This is a genomic window from Paenibacillus sp. FSL R5-0407, from assembly GCF_038009185.1.
Lineage (GTDB): Bacteria > Bacillota > Bacilli > Paenibacillales > Paenibacillaceae > Fontibacillus > Fontibacillus vini.
Genome location: NZ_JBBPAX010000001.1, coordinates 1257029 through 1274374, shown reverse-complemented (window position 1 = coordinate 1274374; position 17346 = coordinate 1257029). Strand labels below are relative to the sequence as shown.

Annotated in this window: 16 protein-coding genes; 8 read left to right on the top strand and 8 right to left on the bottom strand. The window is 48.5% G+C overall.

Going from position 1 to position 17346, the window contains the following annotated elements; genetic code table 11:
- Window positions 1-17: 17 nt before the first annotated feature.
- The 3 genes from NYE70_RS06235 (at window position 18) to NYE70_RS06225 (ending at window position 3860) form a co-directional block, all read left to right on the top strand.
- The gene (locus tag NYE70_RS06235; protein WP_341045388.1) at window positions 18-956 is read left to right on the top strand and encodes a sensor histidine kinase; all 939 of its coding nucleotides are present in this window, start codon (window positions 18-20) and stop codon (window positions 954-956) included.
- A 79-nt stretch (window positions 957-1035) separates the two neighbouring features.
- Complete coding sequence (locus NYE70_RS06230; RefSeq protein ID WP_211020719.1) at window positions 1036-1794, top strand: ABC transporter ATP-binding protein; 759 nt, start codon at window positions 1036-1038, stop codon at window positions 1792-1794.
- Window positions 1791-3860, top strand: coding sequence for an ABC transporter permease (locus NYE70_RS06225; protein ID WP_341045387.1), 2070 nt, complete (start codon window positions 1791-1793; stop codon window positions 3858-3860). The genes NYE70_RS06230 and NYE70_RS06225 overlap by 4 nt, the downstream gene beginning before the upstream one ends.
- Before the next feature lie 82 nt (window positions 3861-3942).
- On the opposite strand, the gene NYE70_RS06220 is transcribed toward NYE70_RS06225, so the two are convergent.
- Window positions 3943-5826: an LTA synthase family protein gene (locus tag NYE70_RS06220; RefSeq protein ID WP_211020717.1), complete on the bottom strand. Its 1884-nt coding sequence runs from the start codon at window positions 5824-5826 to the stop codon at window positions 3943-3945.
- Between the two features lie 184 nt (window positions 5827-6010).
- Between NYE70_RS06220 and NYE70_RS06215 the strand changes: the two genes are divergently transcribed.
- Window positions 6011-6397, top strand: coding sequence for a hypothetical protein (locus NYE70_RS06215; RefSeq protein ID WP_244861518.1), 387 nt, complete (start codon window positions 6011-6013; stop codon window positions 6395-6397).
- A gap of 52 nt (window positions 6398-6449) precedes the next feature.
- Here the strand turns inward: NYE70_RS06215 and NYE70_RS06210 are convergent, their stop codons facing one another.
- The 5 genes from NYE70_RS06210 to NYE70_RS06190 all read right to left on the bottom strand — a co-directional run bounded on the left by NYE70_RS06210 (window position 6450) and on the right by NYE70_RS06190 (window position 10970).
- Entirely contained in the window at window positions 6450-7502 is a 1053-nt protein-coding gene (locus NYE70_RS06210) for a glycosyltransferase WbsX family protein (RefSeq protein ID WP_211020715.1), read from the bottom strand.
- 32 nt (window positions 7503-7534) lie between these two features.
- Window positions 7535-8620, bottom strand: coding sequence for a glycosyltransferase family protein (locus NYE70_RS06205; RefSeq protein ID WP_341045385.1), 1086 nt, complete (start codon window positions 8618-8620; stop codon window positions 7535-7537).
- A 138-nt stretch (window positions 8621-8758) separates the two neighbouring features.
- The gene (locus NYE70_RS06200; protein WP_341045384.1) at window positions 8759-9937 is read right to left on the bottom strand and encodes a MalY/PatB family protein; all 1179 of its coding nucleotides are present in this window, start codon (window positions 9935-9937) and stop codon (window positions 8759-8761) included.
- Window positions 9938-10050: 113 nt separating this feature from the next.
- Window positions 10051-10614, bottom strand: a complete 564-nt coding sequence (locus NYE70_RS06195) for a beta-class carbonic anhydrase (RefSeq protein WP_211020712.1) — start codon at window positions 10612-10614, stop codon at window positions 10051-10053.
- A gap of 32 nt (window positions 10615-10646) precedes the next feature.
- Window positions 10647-10970: an iron-sulfur cluster biosynthesis family protein gene (locus NYE70_RS06190; RefSeq protein WP_211020711.1), complete on the bottom strand. Its 324-nt coding sequence runs from the start codon at window positions 10968-10970 to the stop codon at window positions 10647-10649.
- 138 nt (window positions 10971-11108) lie between these two features.
- On the opposite strand from NYE70_RS06190, the gene NYE70_RS06185 reads away from it, so the two are divergent.
- The 4 genes from NYE70_RS06185 to NYE70_RS06170 all read left to right on the top strand — a co-directional run bounded on the left by NYE70_RS06185 (window position 11109) and on the right by NYE70_RS06170 (window position 15442).
- The gene (locus NYE70_RS06185; RefSeq protein ID WP_341045383.1) at window positions 11109-12626 is read left to right on the top strand and encodes a carboxypeptidase M32; all 1518 of its coding nucleotides are present in this window, start codon (window positions 11109-11111) and stop codon (window positions 12624-12626) included.
- Between the two features lie 148 nt (window positions 12627-12774).
- Window positions 12775-13785, top strand: a complete 1011-nt coding sequence (locus tag NYE70_RS06180) for an ABC transporter substrate-binding protein (RefSeq protein ID WP_341045382.1) — start codon at window positions 12775-12777, stop codon at window positions 13783-13785.
- 29 nt (window positions 13786-13814) lie between these two features.
- Window positions 13815-14600, top strand: coding sequence for an ABC transporter ATP-binding protein (locus NYE70_RS06175; RefSeq protein ID WP_211020969.1), 786 nt, complete (start codon window positions 13815-13817; stop codon window positions 14598-14600).
- 95 nt (window positions 14601-14695) lie between these two features.
- Window positions 14696-15442 (top strand): ABC transporter permease, encoded by a 747-nt coding sequence (locus tag NYE70_RS06170; protein WP_211020968.1) that lies wholly within the window; start codon window positions 14696-14698, stop codon window positions 15440-15442.
- A gap of 524 nt (window positions 15443-15966) precedes the next feature.
- Here NYE70_RS06170 and NYE70_RS06165 read toward each other — a convergent pair.
- The gene (locus NYE70_RS06165; RefSeq protein WP_280520412.1) at window positions 15967-16884 is read right to left on the bottom strand and encodes an IS3 family transposase; all 918 of its coding nucleotides are present in this window, start codon (window positions 16882-16884) and stop codon (window positions 15967-15969) included.
- 11 nt (window positions 16885-16895) lie between these two features.
- Entirely contained in the window at window positions 16896-17216 is a 321-nt protein-coding gene (locus NYE70_RS06160) for a transposase (RefSeq protein WP_211020868.1), read from the bottom strand.
- Window positions 17217-17346: the final 130 nt, after the last annotated feature.

Below are 17346 nucleotides of genomic sequence, written 5' to 3'. Positions count from 1 at the left end.
TGAGCCTAAAAAAAGGAATGATCTTCGTTTACGTTTTGAATACGGTGCTCCTCCTATTTTTGTCTTACGTTTTCTATGACGTGAACGACATCATGTATCCGCTTCTTGTCAGCTGCTTTATTTTGTTCATTTATCTCGTGATTTCGGGCACCGGTTATTTCAAATTGTGCGTCAAACTTCAGGACTGCAAGAGTAGTCCGCAGATGGAGCTTGATGAGTCGAAGGTGCTGGACAAGCTTCTATTCGGGAAGATCAACGAGATCCATGAGCAGTACAATGCCAGGATTTATGAACTGAAGAGCTCCGTTAAAGAAAGAAACACATTGTTCTCGCAGTGGATTCACAATATGAAAGGTTCCGTCTCGATTATTGGTCTGGCTTCGGAACAAGGTTCGAAACAAGCCATGGAAGATATTCAGGAAGAGAACGGCAAACTGATGGCGAATTTGGAAGAATGTTTGAACGTGCTAAGGCTGGATGATTTTTCGCGGGATTACTTGCCGGAGAGGGTAAACTTGCATCGTGTCGCCACGAGGGCCATCAATGCCCGAAAGAAAGATTTTATATATCAAGGGGTTTATCCCAAAGTGGAAATCGATGAAGCGTTGCATGTATATACCGATGAAAAATGGTGCGGGTATATGCTGGAGCAAGTGTTGTCCAACGCGGTCAAGTATAGCCGTCGGGAAGGCCTGGTGACCGTCAGGAGCGAGGTGAAAGGGGATCGCGTCCTCCTTACCGTACAAGATAACGGGATCGGGATATGCCCGGAGGAGCTGCCGCGGGTATTCGACCCTTTTTTTACGGGGAGGAACGGAAGAGAGGATCGCTCCGCTACCGGGATTGGCCTGTACATGGTGAAGTATATCGCGCAGAGACTTGGCCATGGCGTTAGCATGGAGTCGCATAAGGGAGCGGGGAGTATGTTCACTATTTCTTTCCTTGCAAAAATGTAAGGTTATGAAAGGGAATTGCATTCATGAAGACGAGCTTTCCTTTTATACTTCTCATATCAGACCATGAGGGGGAGCAAAAGTGGACATCATTACGATAAATCATTTAGTCAAAGTCTATAACGGGCATAAAGGGGCCAATGGCGTTACGGCGATCGACGGAATGAACCTGAACGTGGAAAAGGGCGAATTTGTCGGAATCATGGGGCCAAGCGGAAGCGGAAAAACTACGCTGCTGAACATTTTGTCGGGTGTCGATAAAGCTACGTCCGGTGAAGTCATTATCGACGGGCTAGACATTACGAAACTGACCAAGGACCGGATGGCGCTGTTCAGAAGGGAGCGGATCGGGTACATTTTCCAGGATTTTAACTTGCTGGACAGTTTGACGCTGCGGGAGAACATCGCATTGCCGCTGATTCTGGACAAACAGGCCCCGAATGAGATTGAAGACAAGCTTGCCCCGCTGATGCAGTTTTTGGGCATCTTTGATCTGAAGGACAAATACCCCTACCATATTTCCGGCGGTCAAAAGCAAAGGGTGGCCGCTGCCCGTGCGATCGTAAATGAACCTGCGGTTGTTTTGGCGGACGAGCCGACAGGCAATCTGGATTCCAAATCCGCCAATCAGCTGATGAGTACGATAGACTCACTGAATGAACAATGGGGCAGCACGATCCTGATGGTTTCTCACGACCCATTCGCCGCGTCGTTCTGCAAACGGATCATTTTTATTAAAGACGGTAACGTCGAAATGGAAATCAGGCCGGCCGGAGACCGGAAACAATTTTTCGATCAAATCCTGGAGGCGCAGAGCGTGATCGGAGGGGGGAGAGCATGAATTTCTCAACCATCGTCCGCAAAAATTTTCTTTACAATGCCAAAAAGTACCTGTCTCTCTACTTCGTAAACAGCCTTACCGTAGCGATCTTGTTCATGTTCGGCAGTTTGCTCTACAATCCGGACGTCTTAAGGCAGGTGGGAGATACGACCCTTTACGGCATCGTCCGCTTTGCCTTGGTCGGCGTCGTGTTATTCTCCTTCGTCTTCATTACGTACAGCAATCTTTCTTTTTTGAAATACCGAAGCAAGGAATTTGGCATGTATATTACGCTGGGGATGACGACGAAAAATCTAATCAAGATGCTGTTTCTGGAAAACGTAGGTATCTTCGCAGTCTCGTTGGCAAGCGGGCTTGTTACCGGCGGCGTATTCGGAAAGCTCTTTTTCATGGGTTTGAATCAGATCCTGATTTCCAAGCCGATTTCATTTGAATTGAACGGGTCAAGCCTGTTGTTAAGCAGCGGCATTTTCCTGATCGTATTTTCGGGAAATTTTATCTTCAACATGCTGTATCTCCGTAAAATTTCGATAGTCGACGTACTTCAAGCCGCAAAGAAAAGAGAGATAATGAAAAGCAGCGTAGTCATGGGAAGCCTTGCGATCCTCGTGTTTGCCGCGTCCGTTTTTCTTCTGCCGCAATTGATGCTCGGAAAACTGTTCGACGAGGCTACTTTAATCATCATCATCCTTATCGTCCTGACCATGGTTACCCCTTACGTGATCTTCGGGACGCTGATTTCGGTGGTCAAGTCGGTTATGAAGCATTTCAAGAAAACATATAACAACAACCTGATCGTGATGTCGAATTTGAGTCATCGGTTCCTGTCCTATAAAACGACGATGTACATTGTATCTTTGCTAATGGCCGGTGCTCTTTTTTTTATTGGCATGACTTATGCGATGTATGCCACGACCGACGAAAATAATGATCGGGACCATCCGTTCGATGTGATGTTCGTGGAAAGCAACCGCTTCAACCAAATGGATGACGGGGAGATCAAGTCGATCCTTACGAAACAAGGAAGCACGGTGGAACAAAATGAAACGCTGGAAATTTTACAGCTTCCCGAGTTTCGGGATTATGGCGGGTCATGGGTACTTTGGGATACACATGCGGCGATCATCAGCGAGGGAAATTACAACCGGCATATGGGAACAAGCTATAGCTTGTCGCCAAGCCAAGCCCTATTCGCAAGGGTTCATCAGGAGAACAGGGAATATGCCGTTCCGGATAACGTTCTGGCGGTCATGGATCCGGAACTTATCAGTGAAGAGCTCCGGGAGAAAGGAAGCAAAGACGACTTACTGAAGGCGTTGGAGGGCTATCCTGTCACGGAATATAAGAGCGGAAGCATCAAAGTAGTTTCGGAACCGTACATCAATAGTGTGCAGACGGCCAATGCTTATTTTGGTCATGCGCTCGTCGTAGACGATATAGTATACGAACAAATCAAAGCGGCTGCGGCAGAGTCTCAGGTAATCAAGGCCCATTTGGTTAAAGGGGATATACGGGAAGCCGGATTTCAGGCGCTGGTTCAAGCGCTCAGGGAACGGAACGGATTTGATTCATCTTACTGGAATAGCCCTTCTCAACAGCATGAGTACCAAACTGATGGAAAAAGAACAACTTTTGAAGCATTAAGACCGATCTACAAGGATGAACAATTAAAGAGTCAGCTGGAAACCAACGGGACGATCTTTTTTATTATCATCTTTCTGGGCTCGCTGTTCGCGATTGCTTCAGGCGTGGTATTGTATCACAAAGTGCTGTCCGATATTGACGATCATAAAGAAAGTTTACTTTCCTTAAAGAGAATTGGCGTAACAAGGTTGGAAATCATCGTCATCGTCTCCAAAGAATTGGCCGTGACTTTTTTCTTGCCGAGTATTTTTGGAGTGGGCTTGGGTCTTTATTATTTCTATGTATTGTTTAGCAATCAGAATCTGGTAGGTCAATTAGTGGAAAAAGCGGCCTTGGTCGCGTCGCTGTTCCTTGTTCTGCAGGTGGTATTCTATTTTGTCAGCCGCAGGAAATATGTTTCCGAACTGGGCAAGTATTTATAATCGTGGATGTCAAACGAATGAAAAGACGCCGAAGGCTGCATCGAAGCACCTCGGCGTCTTTTTATGTTAATAATAAATTGAATTATTCCGTGTCCTCAACAACCCGATCAGGCAACTGCGTCACATAGCTGTCGGATAACTGAAGGAGCTCCAAAGCCCGATTAAACTCATTCTCCGTTGACTTCACGGGATTGGCTTCATTGACATCAACACCATTCAAGGGGAGATGTTGACCATCCTCAAAGCCGCTGCCCGACAGGAAGAGCTCTTCGTTGTTGACGAAAGATCCCGTCGGCAAATAGTAGCGCTCAGGAAGCAAGTTATAAGCTGTATGATTCAACAAATCCTGACCGAAATGGAGATGATTGTCTAAAGGTACGCCTAACAGGTTGCAGACGGTTGGCAGGATATCCACCTGCCCGCCGATTTGTTCCTTTACGCTGGACGTTGTCACGCCCGTCGAAGAAATCAGCAGCGGGATGTTTATCAGCTCCCGTTCCGAATATTCATGTCCGAAAATTTCTTCCAGTAAGGCTTTGTCGTCCTCTTCGAGAGAGAAAATCGGCAGCCCCCGGTGATCGCCGTACAACACGATCACACTGTTATCCCAGACCCCGTTCGCTTTAAGCTCATCGATAAAGAGTCCAAGCGCGTAATCCGCATAATTTTGTGCCCGAATGTAGTCGCCGACCAGCGTTCCTTCATATCTTTCGGGGAGCGTCATCTTGTATTTGTCCTCCGGAATGGAGAACGGATTATGCGCCGACATAGAGATCACATGCGAGTAGAACGGCTGTTCACTCTGGTCCAGTCTAGCCAGCTCTGACGCGGTTTTTTCATAAAGCACTTCATCTGACGGCCCATAGAAGAAGGTATCCTCTTCGCCAAAAAAGTTGGCTTTGTCATAATACCGGTCAAAACCTAATGCGTCGTAAAGTTCGCCGCGGTTCCAAAATTCTACGTTATTCGTATGGAAGGTTGCCGTATCATAACCTTGCGCTTGCAGTAGTTTGGGCAAGCTGGGAAGCTCTTTAGGAGCGTACATCTGTGTAGCCGCGCCATCCTGCGGAACGTAGAATGAGGTATTTACCATAAATTCGGCGTCCGAAGTATTTCCTTGTCCGACCTGTTGATAGAAGCGGGGGAAATAGAAGCTGCTGTCGGCCAGCCGGTTCATATTCGGCGTAATCTCCTGACCGTCAATCGACAGATGAATCAGAAAGTTCTGAAAAGACTCCATTTGCAGGATGATCAGGTTTTTTCCTTTGGCCGCCCCAAACATGTTAGGCTGATCCGGAGCGTGGATTCCTTTTAAATCATCAATAGCCGATTGAGTTATTTCGGATCGTTCAATAGGTTCTTCCTCCTGATCCGTTAGCAAGGAATAGGCTTCGTAATTAAGAATCCCCATTTGTTCGGCCTTGATCGTTTCATTCATGCTGGCCCGGTTTGGAAAAATATTCACCGTACAAATCACGACGGACACACAGAATAAGGCCGCGACGAGTTTGCGGTTGCTCGGACGGGACATGGAAGCCTTCCAATCCTGCGCCTTTTTACGGCTGAACATGATCAGGCTGATAATGACGATGTCCAGAAAGATGAGCATATATTCCGGACGAAGGACGGAGAAGATACTCTTTTTGACGGCTCCGACTTGTTTGACTTGATCCAGTACTTGGGAGGTCGCTATAATTCCAAAATGATTATGATAAACAATTAGTGAGAAGAACAAAACGGATATCAATAGATTGACCAGCATATAAATCGCAATTTTCCGTTTCGTAGCAAACCATTCAATCAGGCAAAATACGAGCAGGACGCAAGGAATTTCCTTCAGCCACGTGGTCCACGTCGGCCCATCCTCGAACAAGTAATACCAGGCAAAATAACTTTTCGCGAGCATGATCAAAGAAAAAAATAGAATCGATTTTTTGCTGAGTGTGCGTGGTACGTTCACCGACATTGCCGTTGCGCATCCTTTTCTATATGATTTTAGATCATTTTATTACATGGAAATGATAGAAAGCAACTGAGAATATTACATGGATTTTCACAAAAAATAGAATAGCTTGTTTCACCCAAATTTACCGACATCCCAGACCAAACCTGTCCCGGGGACATACAATAGATCATCCAAGTTGAAAGGGATGATAGAGTTGCCTACTTTTGATAATGTGCTCGTTACCGGAAATCAGACAATTCAACAGAATTTACAAGTCAACCTGGATGCGACGGTCCAGGATTTAAATGTGACTGGCAGTGAAACCATATTGGGTCATTTGCAAGTGAGCGGAACTGCAAGTGTAGGTGGGAATGTGTTCGTCGGCGGGACAGCGGGTGCCGCGCAAAGAATATCTTCCAGTAACCAGCCGACTGTTCCGGGAGGGGGGAGCAGCACGCAATCCGTTCTTTTCTATCCCACCGGGGCTGCAAACCAGCCGGGAGTGCAGCTCAAAGGAACGGATGGGCTCGATTATGTGCTGTTCGTCGTCGTAATCGGGGGAGTTCCTAGTCTAGGGATTCAGAGAGCTTAACGTTTTACTTAAAGATGATCAAGTGAAAAGGGCCTCCTTCTCAGGCAGGCCCTTATTTTTCGTTCAACGCATTTTTCACGGCCTCTAAGTATTGAAAACCGTAGTGTTGATCCGGCTCCAAAAAGGCGCCTTCCGCCCATTCGTTCCAGGCGTTGATGAATAGGAATTCACTGTTGTATAAGGTTTTGGCTCGTTTGATTTGTCGGGACAGGTACCATTCAAACTTTTGCGGGGAGGCCCCGATCGTGCTTTGACCCCGGTCTCCCAGGCGCGGGGTGTTGTCCCAGGATACAAAGGCTCCAGGGAAAATGGGCTGCCCTCTATCCCTCCGGTGGGATCGGTTGATAATCAACTCCCATGTATTATCGTAGTCGATGACCAGGTGTTCCTTGTCTCCGGTTTTTATTCGGCGCCAGAACGCGTTAGATCCGCCATGGGCAAACGTATAGTGCGGCTCGAATTCGACACTCGCGTCAAATCCGTCCAGATTGGAGATGGGGAAACCGCCAAGCGTTTGGACGAAATACATTCCTTCAAGTCCGTTCTCACATGCAAGCTTATTCCAAAATGACAGCATATCCTGACATCGGGGGATATTGCTCGGCCTGTATATCAGGAATAGGGGTCTCCCATTGAGTTTGATATACCTTGGATCGCGGAAGGCATCCAGCAGTTCGTAAAAATGCTGGCTCCATTCCTCCTCCTCTCCATAGGTTTGCTCAATCAAAATGTGCCGGTCACCGCCGTCCCATTTCCGGGTCCAGGTCTCGTTGGCCCAGGACAGGCAAAAAGGGAAATCGGGCTCTCCACTCCTGAGTATTTGCTTCACAGGCTGCTCCAGCAGCTGTTTGCCGTGAAACCAATAATGATAATAACAGAATCCGTAGATACCGTAGGATTTGGCCGCCATAGCCTGCCATTGCCGGGCTGAGGAGTCCATAAGATTATAATAGTAATTTTCCAGCGGAATTCTTGGCTGCAGATGTCCCGGGTATAATGGAACTGCTTTTTTTGTATTAGTCCACTCGGTAAAGCCCTCTCCCCACCAGGCGTCATTTTCGGCAATTTGATGAAATTGGGGTAAATGAAAAGCGATAAGCTTCAAACGGCTGCCACCTCCTGATGTTGTATTTATTCTTAGGGGAGGAAAACGGCGTAGAGTAGTCTGGAGACCATTTGAAGGTAGGAGTAATCGTACCGGCTTTTCCCAAGTGCCCGGCTTGAATAAACTCGTCTTTGATCCGGATGGTCCAGATAATAGATGAGCTTTGCTTCAAGTTCATTCAGTGAATGATAGATCACTACATCTTCGCCGGGGCACATATATTCATACAAATCAGGATGAACGGAAGCGAGCTGAAAGGCTCCGCATGCGGCTGCCTCAATCACTTGGCGTACCTGTGGCTCCAGATGAATGATGGCTCCGGCTCCATTATAATAGTTTGCGGTTTGAACCGGGGATGGCTCCCGGATCCATTCAAACGTCTCCAGTGCCGCAAGCTCGAGGCTCGGTGCATCACTGCAGATCACTTTGATTTTCAAGCCTTCTGCCATTTTTGAAATGCTCTTAAAACAATACAAGTGCTTGGAGCTGTCTCCGATAATGAGCAGGTCTGACCGATAGTCCTCATCAAACGGCTTAGGATAATAGAGCTCGGGGTCAGAGGAAAAGGGGAGATGACTCACCCGTCTGCAGCCCACGCTTTGATAGAATGGAATATGGACGGTATGCTGCGTAAATACGTGTTCGAAAAAGGCCGCCGCCCGGCCCAACGCTTCCGATGTGCCCTCGTTATCCGCCAGCCACACGGCTTTGACAGCGGGTGAGCCTTGCAATGCCCCTAAGTCTTCTTGACTTATTCCGTCCGGTCTGCCCATATAAACGATGAGATCGGGGTTAAGCAGCGATAAGGACATTCCAAAGCTCGGTCTTGCCTTGATCGTAATTACTTCTTTAACGAGACGTCTGAGTTCATCGGCAGCGATTTGTTCGGATCGCCAATCTTCATCCGGCATTCCGGAGCACAGAAGCACTCTAATTTTTTTATAGTCCACAGGTAAATGGGGCTTCTCGGCGCTTACTATCGGAGATACCGGAATTTCCTTAGTTTTGGCCTGTTCCAGCAAGTCGGACATCATTCTCGCAAGCTGCTCCTCAGAGATGCGGTACCACCCGACCGGCGGAGCCGCTCTTTTGGTGATCCGCTGATTTTTTTTCATCATGGTCGAGCCACAGTCCCTTTCTGTCGATGATTCTGGATATTCTATGTGTCCAGGGGGTGATTGTCATGGGACAGATGTACATGCGGCGAAAAAAAAGATCAACCCTTTAAACGGATTGATCTTTATAAGCATATGAGGTTATTTGTTTCTAGCGTTCACTGCGGACGTAAACCGATCCAGCGCTTCGGCAAGCAGGTCCCGAGGACAGGCCAGATTGATGCGCAGAAAGCCCTCGCCTTCACGGCCGTAGATAGACCCCTCGTTAAACGCGATTTTTGCTTCTTTATACATAAGCTGCTTCAATTCTTTCGAGTCCAGTCCCAATGCGCGGCAATCCAGCCATAGCAGGTAGGTTCCTTCGGAGCGTACGGGAACAAGCGCCGGAAGATGATTGGATAAATAGGAGATCGCAAACTCCTGATTGGCGGCAACGTACGTCAATAGCGCATCCAGCCAAGGCTCGCTATCATTGTAAGCCGCAATGGTTGCCGGAGGACCGAAGAAGTTGACGGAGCCGATGGACAACGCATGGATCCGCTCATCGAACCGCCGTTTGAGCCGGGGATTCGAAATCACGGTGAACGAAGTAGAAAGTCCCGGCATATTAAAGGTTTTGGAAGGAGCAAGACAAGTAATCGTCCGTTCCGCGAATTGCTCGGATAGCGAAGCAAAAGGGAAATGTTGATGTCCGGGAAAAACGAGATCGCAATGAATCTCGTCGGCGATGACTTTGACGTCGTATTTGACGCATAGGTCACCGAGACGTACAAGCTCTTCTTTGGTCCACACCCGGCCTCCCGGATTTTGAGGGCTGCAGAGCAGGAGCAGCTTGGCACCGCCGCTCATCAGCGTTTCCAGCTTCTCATAATCCATCTCGTAACGGCCGTTCTTCAAAAGGAGCGGACTTTCGGCCAGTTTTCGGCCATTTCGTTGAATCACGTCATAAAACGGGTTGTATACCGGTGATTGTAAAATGATCTCATCACCCGGCTCTGTCAGGGATTGTACCGCAAGACTCAGCGAAGGGACCACGCCGGGCGAATCGGTCAGCCAGCTCTCGTCCACGTTCCAGCCATGGCGTCTTTGAAACCAGCCGGTAATGGCGTTCAAATAATCTTTGCTGCGGATGGTGTAGCCGTAGATTCCCTGGGCTGCGCGTTCGGTTACAGCCTGAATGATGGCAGGGGAGCATTTGAAATCCATATCAGCCACCCAGAGCGGGAGCACCTCCTCATCTCCGAACAGGGTTTGTCCCTGATCCCATTTGTAGGAGAGCGTCCCCCGGCGCATGGTGCGTTCATTGAATTCATATGTCATCGTCTTCTTGTCTTCCTTTCGGCAAGTCGTTGAATGGTTCCATCTTCTGCAGGATGCCCTTAAAAAAGGACGCGAACCGCATAAGGTCCGCGTCAAACAGAAAGAGATGTCTGTTACGAATTGTATCCGTCAACGACGAGCTCCAATCCTCCGGTAGTGGAGTCGATGAGCATGCCGTGAACGGGTACATGGGGGGGAAGCAATGGATGATTTTTTACAATCTCCACAGTTTGAATTACCCCGTCTTTTTCACTGTCAAACCCGCGAAGCCATTTTCTTAGCTTTATGCCGGAATTCTCGAGGGTGTTAAGCACATCGTCGGAAATCCCGCTGTCTTTGATGGTGCCGATCATATGCTCCGCATTCAGCGAGGCCATGCCGCAGCCGGTATGTCCTACAATAAACACTTCCTCCGCTTGCAGCTCGTAAATGGCAACCAGCAAACTCCGCATTACACTCCCGAACGGTTGGGAGATGACGGCACCGGCATTTTTGATGATTTTGGCATCCCCGTTCCGTAAATTTAAAGCTCTGGGAAGAAGCTCGACCAGTCTCGTATCCATACAGGTGACAATAACCATTTTTTTCTGCGGAAACTTATCGGTAATAAATTCTTCGTATTCCTTGTTGGCAACAAAACTACGGTTGAATTCCAAAATTGTTTGAAGACGGCTCATAATGATCTTCCTCCTTAATGAATAATGTTCGCTTAGCGCCGATCGATTAGTCGGATATTCGACTTATAAAACTGTGACACGCCATCCAGGCGAAACGTTCCGCCGCTTTCCTCACCGGTAAGAACCAATTGTTCTTCAAAAAAAATGGCTTGCATCCGGTCGATCCAAAATGGAAAGGTCTCATTTTCTAACGGAATGTCGTAAGCACCGGGTTCTCCGGCAATTTGTAGTCCGGGAACGCCGCTCATGCCGCAACCGCAATCTTCCGTATCATAGACAAGACGCATCAAGCCGGGCTCCTGGCCCATAGCTGTGCGAATCATCTCTTCGGCGCGGGGATCCAGTTCTATTTTCAACCTCGACAGCTCCTTTAAAAAAAATGACGGCATTTCAACAAATTTGTGAAAAAGGTCGTCTTAAAATTTGATTATACGTTTTGTAAAAAGTATCATCAAGAGGAATGGATAAATTCATCTGTAGAGGTGGGACTTGTCATGAAGCAGGAAACGGCAGACCAATGGAAATCATTTCTAGAGCTTCTCCGTAAAATCAAGAGCTATCAGGAAGCGGTCGCGCTGATGCATTGGGACCTTCGCACAGGCGCGCCGAAAAAAGGAGCGGAAGCCCGTTCCGAAACGATCGGCTTGCTCTCGACGGAAGCTTTTAAACTGCAGACTTCCGCGGAAATGGGAGAATATTTAAGCTATCTCAACCATCAGACGGTTCTCGGTGAACTGGATGAAACCGGACGCCGCATGGTGCAGCTGGTACAAGAGGAATACGACCGCAGCGTTAAGATTCCGCCGGCGAAATATCAAGAATATGTTGAATTGACGGCCCATGCGGAAACGTTGTGGGCGGATTATAAGGAAAGCGGCGATTTCGCGGGCTTTGAGCCTTATTTGACCCGAATCGTTGCGCTTACGCAGGAGTTTATCGACTACTGGGGACCGAAGGAAACCCGCTACGATACGCTGCTCGACATGTATGAACCGGACTTGACCGTCAAAAAGCTGGACGAGGTGTTCGGTCAGCTCCGCGACCGTCTGGTTCCGGTTGTGGATGCCATTACCGCCTCGCCGCACAAGCCGCAGGCTCCGTTCTTGAACCAATTGTACGACAAGGATCAGCAGGAGAAAATCGGTCTGTATTTGTTGGAGCAGATCGGTTACGATTTCGAAGCGGGACGCGTCGACGAGACCGTGCATCCGTTCGAGATTACGCTGAATCAAGGCGACGTGCGCATTACGACGCATTATTTGCAAGACGACGTGACCAGCTCGATCTTCAGTTCCCTGCATGAAGGCGGTCACGCCTTGTACGAACAGAATGTCGCCAAGGAGCTTGCAGGAACGCCGCTGAGCGAAGGGACCTCCATGGGTATCCATGAATCCCAGTCCCGTTTCTGGGAAAACTTCGTCGGACGCAGCAAGGAATTCTGGGATCGCTACTATGGTGATCTTCAGCAGCACTTCCCGGAACAGCTCAAAGACGTTACGGCAGAAGAATTCTACCGCGCCGTCAATCGGGTGGAGAACTCGTTGATCCGGATCGAGGCGGACGAATTGACGTACAATTTGCATATTATCATCCGCTATGAAATCGAAAAAATGATCTTTAACGAAGGGCTGCCGGTCAGTGAGCTGCCTAAAGTGTGGAATGAGAAATATAAGGCTTACCTCGGATTGACCCCGCCGAACGACGGGCTCGGAGTGCTTCAGGATGTGCACTGGTCCGGTGGAAGCTTCGGTTATTTCCCATCCTATGCACTAGGCAACATGTATGCGGCGCAAATCACCCAAACCCTCAAGAAAGAACTGCCGCAATTTGAAGGCTTCATTGCCGAAGGCAATTTTGCGCCGATCAAAGAATGGCTGACCGACAAAATCTATAAATACGGTAAGAGCTTGAAACCGGCCGAAATCATCATGAAGGTGACCGGGGAGGAACTGAACCCCGATTATCTGGCTGATTATCTGGAGCAGAAATACAAAGGCATTTACGGCTTATAATCCGGTCAATGCCGAAATCCGGGAGAACCTCTCTTCATTCGTGAAGAGAGGTTCTTTGTGCTGCAGTCCATTAGCCCGCTTAACCATTTGATGGGCAGCCGCATACACTGAACCAGAGTCTATTCTTTAGCAAGAAAGAGGTGGAGGCATGTTCATTAAGCGATACTCAGTGCTGGTATTGGCGCTGATTTTATTGATTGCGGGGTCGCTCAGCGGATGCGGCGGAAGCAAAGAGACCACGAAGGTAAGGGTCGGGGAGGTGACCCGTTCCGTATTTTACGCTCCGCAATATGTGGCTTTGGAAAAAGGTTTCTTTAAAGATGAGGGGCTGGATGTGGAACTGCAGACCACGGCGGGGGGAGATAAAACGATGACTGCCTTGCTGTCGGGAGCGATTGATGTGGCCCTGGTAGGAGCTGAAACGTCCATTTATGTATACCAGCAGGGAGCCGAGGACCCGGTCATGAATTTTGCTCAGTTGACCCAGACAGACGGTACGTTCCTAGTCTCACGGGAAGAGTTAAGCGGTGACTTTGACTGGGAAGGTTTGAAGGGCAGCGTCTTCCTCGGTCAAAGAAAAGGCGGAATGCCGCAAATGGCCGGGGAATTCACGCTGAAAAAACATGGCATCGATCCGCATGCCGATCTCGAGCTGATTCAGAATATTGAATTTGCCAATATCGCGGCGGCGTTTGCATCCGGTACGGGCCAATATGTACAGCTCTTCGAGCCGCAGGCTTCCATCTTCGAGCGGGAAGGAAAAGGGCTTGTGGTAGCCTCCTTCGGAACGGAAAGCGGCCAGCTTCCTTATACCGTGTTTATGACAAAAGGAAGCTATATCAGCAAAAATAAAGAGAACGTGCAGAAATTTACGAATGCGATTCATAAAGCCCAGATCTGGGTGCAAGAGCACACTCCGGAGGAAACGGCCAAAACGATTGCGCCTTACTTCAAGGATACGGATGAGGATATCCTGATCAGTTCCGTCAAGCGCTACCTGGAGCAGGGCAGCTATGCAGAGTCTCCCGTTCTGGAGGAGGATGCTTGGAACAATCTGCTAGATATTATGGAAAGCGCAGGTGAATTGAAAGAACGGGTTGAACCCGCCAAGGTCGTTGATAACAGTTTCGCCGAGGCGGCGGTGAAAGCCAACCCTTAGTTAAACCGGAAGAAAGGAGCGTGAACCATTTGACCCAAGTTCCTGTCGTTGAACTGAAAGACCTGGATCTGGCGTATGTAACGGACCGGGAAGCCGTACTAGCGCTGGAAGCGATGAATTTGACGGTAAGTTCCGGCGAATTCATCAGCTTGGTCGGCCCCAGCGGTTGCGGAAAAACCACGCTTCTATCCGTTATCGCCGGACTGCTCCCCCCGTCGAGGGGGGAGATTCTGGTCCACGGGAAGCCGGTCCGGGGTCCTTCGCCGGAGGTAGGGTATATGCTGCAGCAGGATTATTTGTTTCCGTGGCGGAGTATTTTGGAAAATGCCTTGCTTGGTTTGGAGCTGACGGGGCGCTTGAATGAAGAGAGTCGAACCACGGTGTTGGAGCTGCTGGATGGAATGGGGCTTGGGAATACGGCGAATCAGTATCCCCATCAGCTGTCCGGCGGTATGCGGCAGCGGGTGGCCTTAGTCCGCACGCTGGCGACCAACCCGGATTTGCTGCTGCTGGATGAGCCTTTCTCCGCTTTGGATTATCAGACCAAGCTCCAGCTGGAGGATCTGGTTGTGGATACGCTTCGGCAGCGCGGTAAAACGGGAATACTGGTGACACATGATCTGTCGGAGGCGATCGCGGTCAGCGATCGGGTGATTGTGCTGGCGGCCAGGCCGGGAAGAATACGTAAAACCTACGTAATCCCCGATAATATCGCCAAGGCGCAGCCGTTTTACGCCCGGGAGGAAGCCGGATTTAACGACCTATTCCATGAAATCTGGCGGGACCTCGAAACGCTGGAAGGAAAGGGGGAGTAGGGTTGGATCATCCAACAGCAAACCGGGAGAACGGCAATAGCCGGGAGACATGGACGCACGCTAAGTGGCAACAGCATCGGAGAAAAAAGCGGCGGATGAGCCGCCTTGTTCTGATGACGCAGCTTCTGCTGCTCGTAGCGTTTATTGGCTTATGGGAGCTGGCAGGTCGTTTAAAATGGGTGGATACGCTGATCTTCAGTTATCCCTCCAAGGTCGGAAGACAGATTTTGAAGGATGCCTTTAACGGGGAGTTATGGCCCCATCTGGCTATGACCGTCGGGGAAACCGCGGTCGGTTTCCTGCTCGGGACCTTGATCGGCACTCTGCTGGCGGTAGTGATATGGTGGTCCCCGTTTTTATCGAGAGTGCTTGATCCTTATATGGTGGTCTTCAACAGTATGCCGAAGGTCGCACTCGGCCCGATCTTTATCGTCCTGTTCGGTGCGGGCTTTACAGCCATCGTAGTGACGACGCTATCGATCACCGTCATCGTCACGACGCTAGTTGTCTTCAACAGCTTTAATGAGGTTGACAGCAATCTGATCAAGGTGATCCGCACGTTCGGAGGCAACCGCCGTGATATTTTTGTCAAAGCGATTCTTCCGGCCTCCTTCCCTGCCATTGTGTCCACCTTGAAAGTTAATGTCGGCATGGCCTGGGTCGGCGTAATCGTCGGGGAATTCCTCGTCGCCAAAATCGGGCTCGGGTACTTGATCGTTTACGGATTTCAGGTATTTAACTTCACACTCGTGCTATCCAGCCTGGTCATTATCGCCATTGTCGCTACCGGGATGTATCAATTGGTCGTGTATGTGGAACGCAAGTTACTCAAGGAACGATAAACGTTCCTTTTTCAATAAAAAACCGCCGGGGCTTCGAGTCTCGGCGGTTTGGTGTTGTTCGGGGATAGAGGGGATAGATTGAGGTGAACAGGATGAGGTGGGAAGAGTTGTGGTGTGGTGATTGGATGAGTGGGTTTCGGTGATAGGAGGAGTGATGGATTAGGCGGTATAGAAAAAAATGTGGTGTGATGGATGAGAAAAGTAAAGGTGAAATTAGTGTAGGGTAGGGTGTTGAGTAGCTAAGAGGTCCATCCTATTCTATCCTGAAGGCTCTATTGGATATATCCAATGGAGAACTGTTAGTTTGGGATAATCCGTGCTGTTGATTGGAAATATCCAATCACATATATGCAAATTCTTGATTTTCGGCGTTTTTTAGTCAGATTCATTGGAAATATCCAATGGAACAACTCATTAGAGCAATTTACCGGCATTTTCATTGGAATTTCGGCTAGGCCCCTTAAATCCGGAGTCTTACCCACCAAAAATGGCTCGTTCGCATAATAGCTCACTATTTCAAACAATTACATCGCTTTATGAAATTCAGACGTATCCTCCTGCGTTTTAACCCAAACAGAAAATACCGCAGGAGGCATTCTTTTTAAACTGCCATGCATTTTTCTGTTGTTGTAAAAGTCCATGTAACCATCTAAAGCCTCGTAAGCTTCCTCAAAAGTCATGAAGTCTCTTAGACTGAATAAATGTCGCTCAAGTACACTGTGGAAGGATTCAATGTAAGCATTCATGTTTGGTGTGCGTGGCGGTATTCTTTCATGAATGAGTTCCAGACTCTCGCACATATCCCCAAATAATTTACTTACAAATTGCGGCCCGTTATCTGTGCGAATTACAGGCATGGGTTCTCCTGGCTGTATGCGCTTCTGCAATGCATGACAAAGCGTCTGCACGGCATGTTTTGCCTCACACACAGGACCTCTATATTGACCAACCACGACACGATCAAATACATCAATAATGCTAAGTACAAAAAAGAACCGTTCGCGTCCGATTACATAACCATACTTAATATCCATTTGCCACAATTGATTCGATCCTGTGACCACCCGATTTTTCGGTAATCTCCGTGGATGGGCCGGCTTACGTTGGCGTGCTTTTTGTAGGATCCCTAGTTCCTTGCATAAGCGATGGGATTTCTTTTTATTCAGCCTTACGTTATATCGGTCACGGATGCAATGTCCAAGAAATTTGTAGCCATAAACATGCTCTTCACCCTCAATAAGCTCAAGAAGCCAACTGTTAATTTGGTCGTCACTTACTTGTTCTCCGTTAAAAGTATATGAGTATCCGGGCGCTGGACGTCCACTATGTCTTGCTCTGGAACGTCTTTCCGGGTCACTCATCCGCTTTTTACGATCGTAATAGGTGGATTCCGAGAGTCCCATGATCCGCAGAACGACTGCTGCTGCTTCTCCCCGCTTAATAAATTGCTCTGCTATTTCGAATTTTTCGGATAAGCGGGGTTCTGCTTTTTTAATAATTCACGAAGTATCTCTATTTCGAGTTCCTTCTCCCCGAGCACTTTAACCGCCTTTTCATAGCGTTGCTCAACATCTTGCAGTCGCCGTAGTTCTTGCAAATGCTCATCTGTTGCAGGGATTTCTTCTGTTGGAATTGAATCACGATACTCTTTAACCCACAAACGAATGGTTTCAGGATGCAAATCATACATGCGGGCCAACACCCCCACCTTAATTCCAGACAATGCTTCTTTAACGATTTGAATTTTGATTTCTTCTTTCCGCTTTTTCCCCATACTGGATCCTCTCCCTTACTTCTAGTATAAATTTTTTGGGTAGGAGGACTCCAGTTTTATTAGGGGGCCTAAGAGATTTTCCAATGAGCGTCTAAGAGAAATTCACCTTATCCAACAAACAGGTCAGTTA

Bases quoted from the DNA above. Each gene is read 5' to 3' on its own strand.
- NYE70_RS06235 (WP_341045388.1), top strand. From the start codon at position 18: ATGATCTTCGTTTACGTTTTGAATACGGTGCTCCTCCTATTTTTGTCT.
- NYE70_RS06225 (WP_341045387.1), top strand. From the start codon at position 1,791: ATGAATTTCTCAACCATCGTCCGCAAAAATTTTCTTTACAATGCCAAA.
- NYE70_RS06220 (WP_211020717.1), bottom strand. From the start codon at position 5,826: ATGTCGGTGAACGTACCACGCACACTCAGCAAAAAATCGATTCTATTT.
- NYE70_RS06215 (WP_244861518.1), top strand. From the start codon at position 6,011: ATGATAGAGTTGCCTACTTTTGATAATGTGCTCGTTACCGGAAATCAG.
- NYE70_RS06205 (WP_341045385.1), bottom strand. From the start codon at position 8,620: ATGATGAAAAAAAATCAGCGGATCACCAAAAGAGCGGCTCCGCCGGTC.
- NYE70_RS06200 (WP_341045384.1), bottom strand. From the start codon at position 9,937: ATGACATATGAATTCAATGAACGCACCATGCGCCGGGGGACGCTCTCC.
- NYE70_RS06195 (WP_211020712.1), bottom strand. From the start codon at position 10,614: ATGAGCCGTCTTCAAACAATTTTGGAATTCAACCGTAGTTTTGTTGCC.
- NYE70_RS06185 (WP_341045383.1), top strand. From the start codon at position 11,109: ATGAAGCAGGAAACGGCAGACCAATGGAAATCATTTCTAGAGCTTCTC.
- NYE70_RS06180 (WP_341045382.1), top strand. From the start codon at position 12,775: ATGTTCATTAAGCGATACTCAGTGCTGGTATTGGCGCTGATTTTATTG.
- NYE70_RS06170 (WP_211020968.1), top strand. From the start codon at position 14,696: ATGAGCCGCCTTGTTCTGATGACGCAGCTTCTGCTGCTCGTAGCGTTT.
- NYE70_RS06160 (WP_211020868.1), bottom strand. From the start codon at position 17,216: ATGGGGAAAAAGCGGAAAGAAGAAATCAAAATTCAAATCGTTAAAGAA.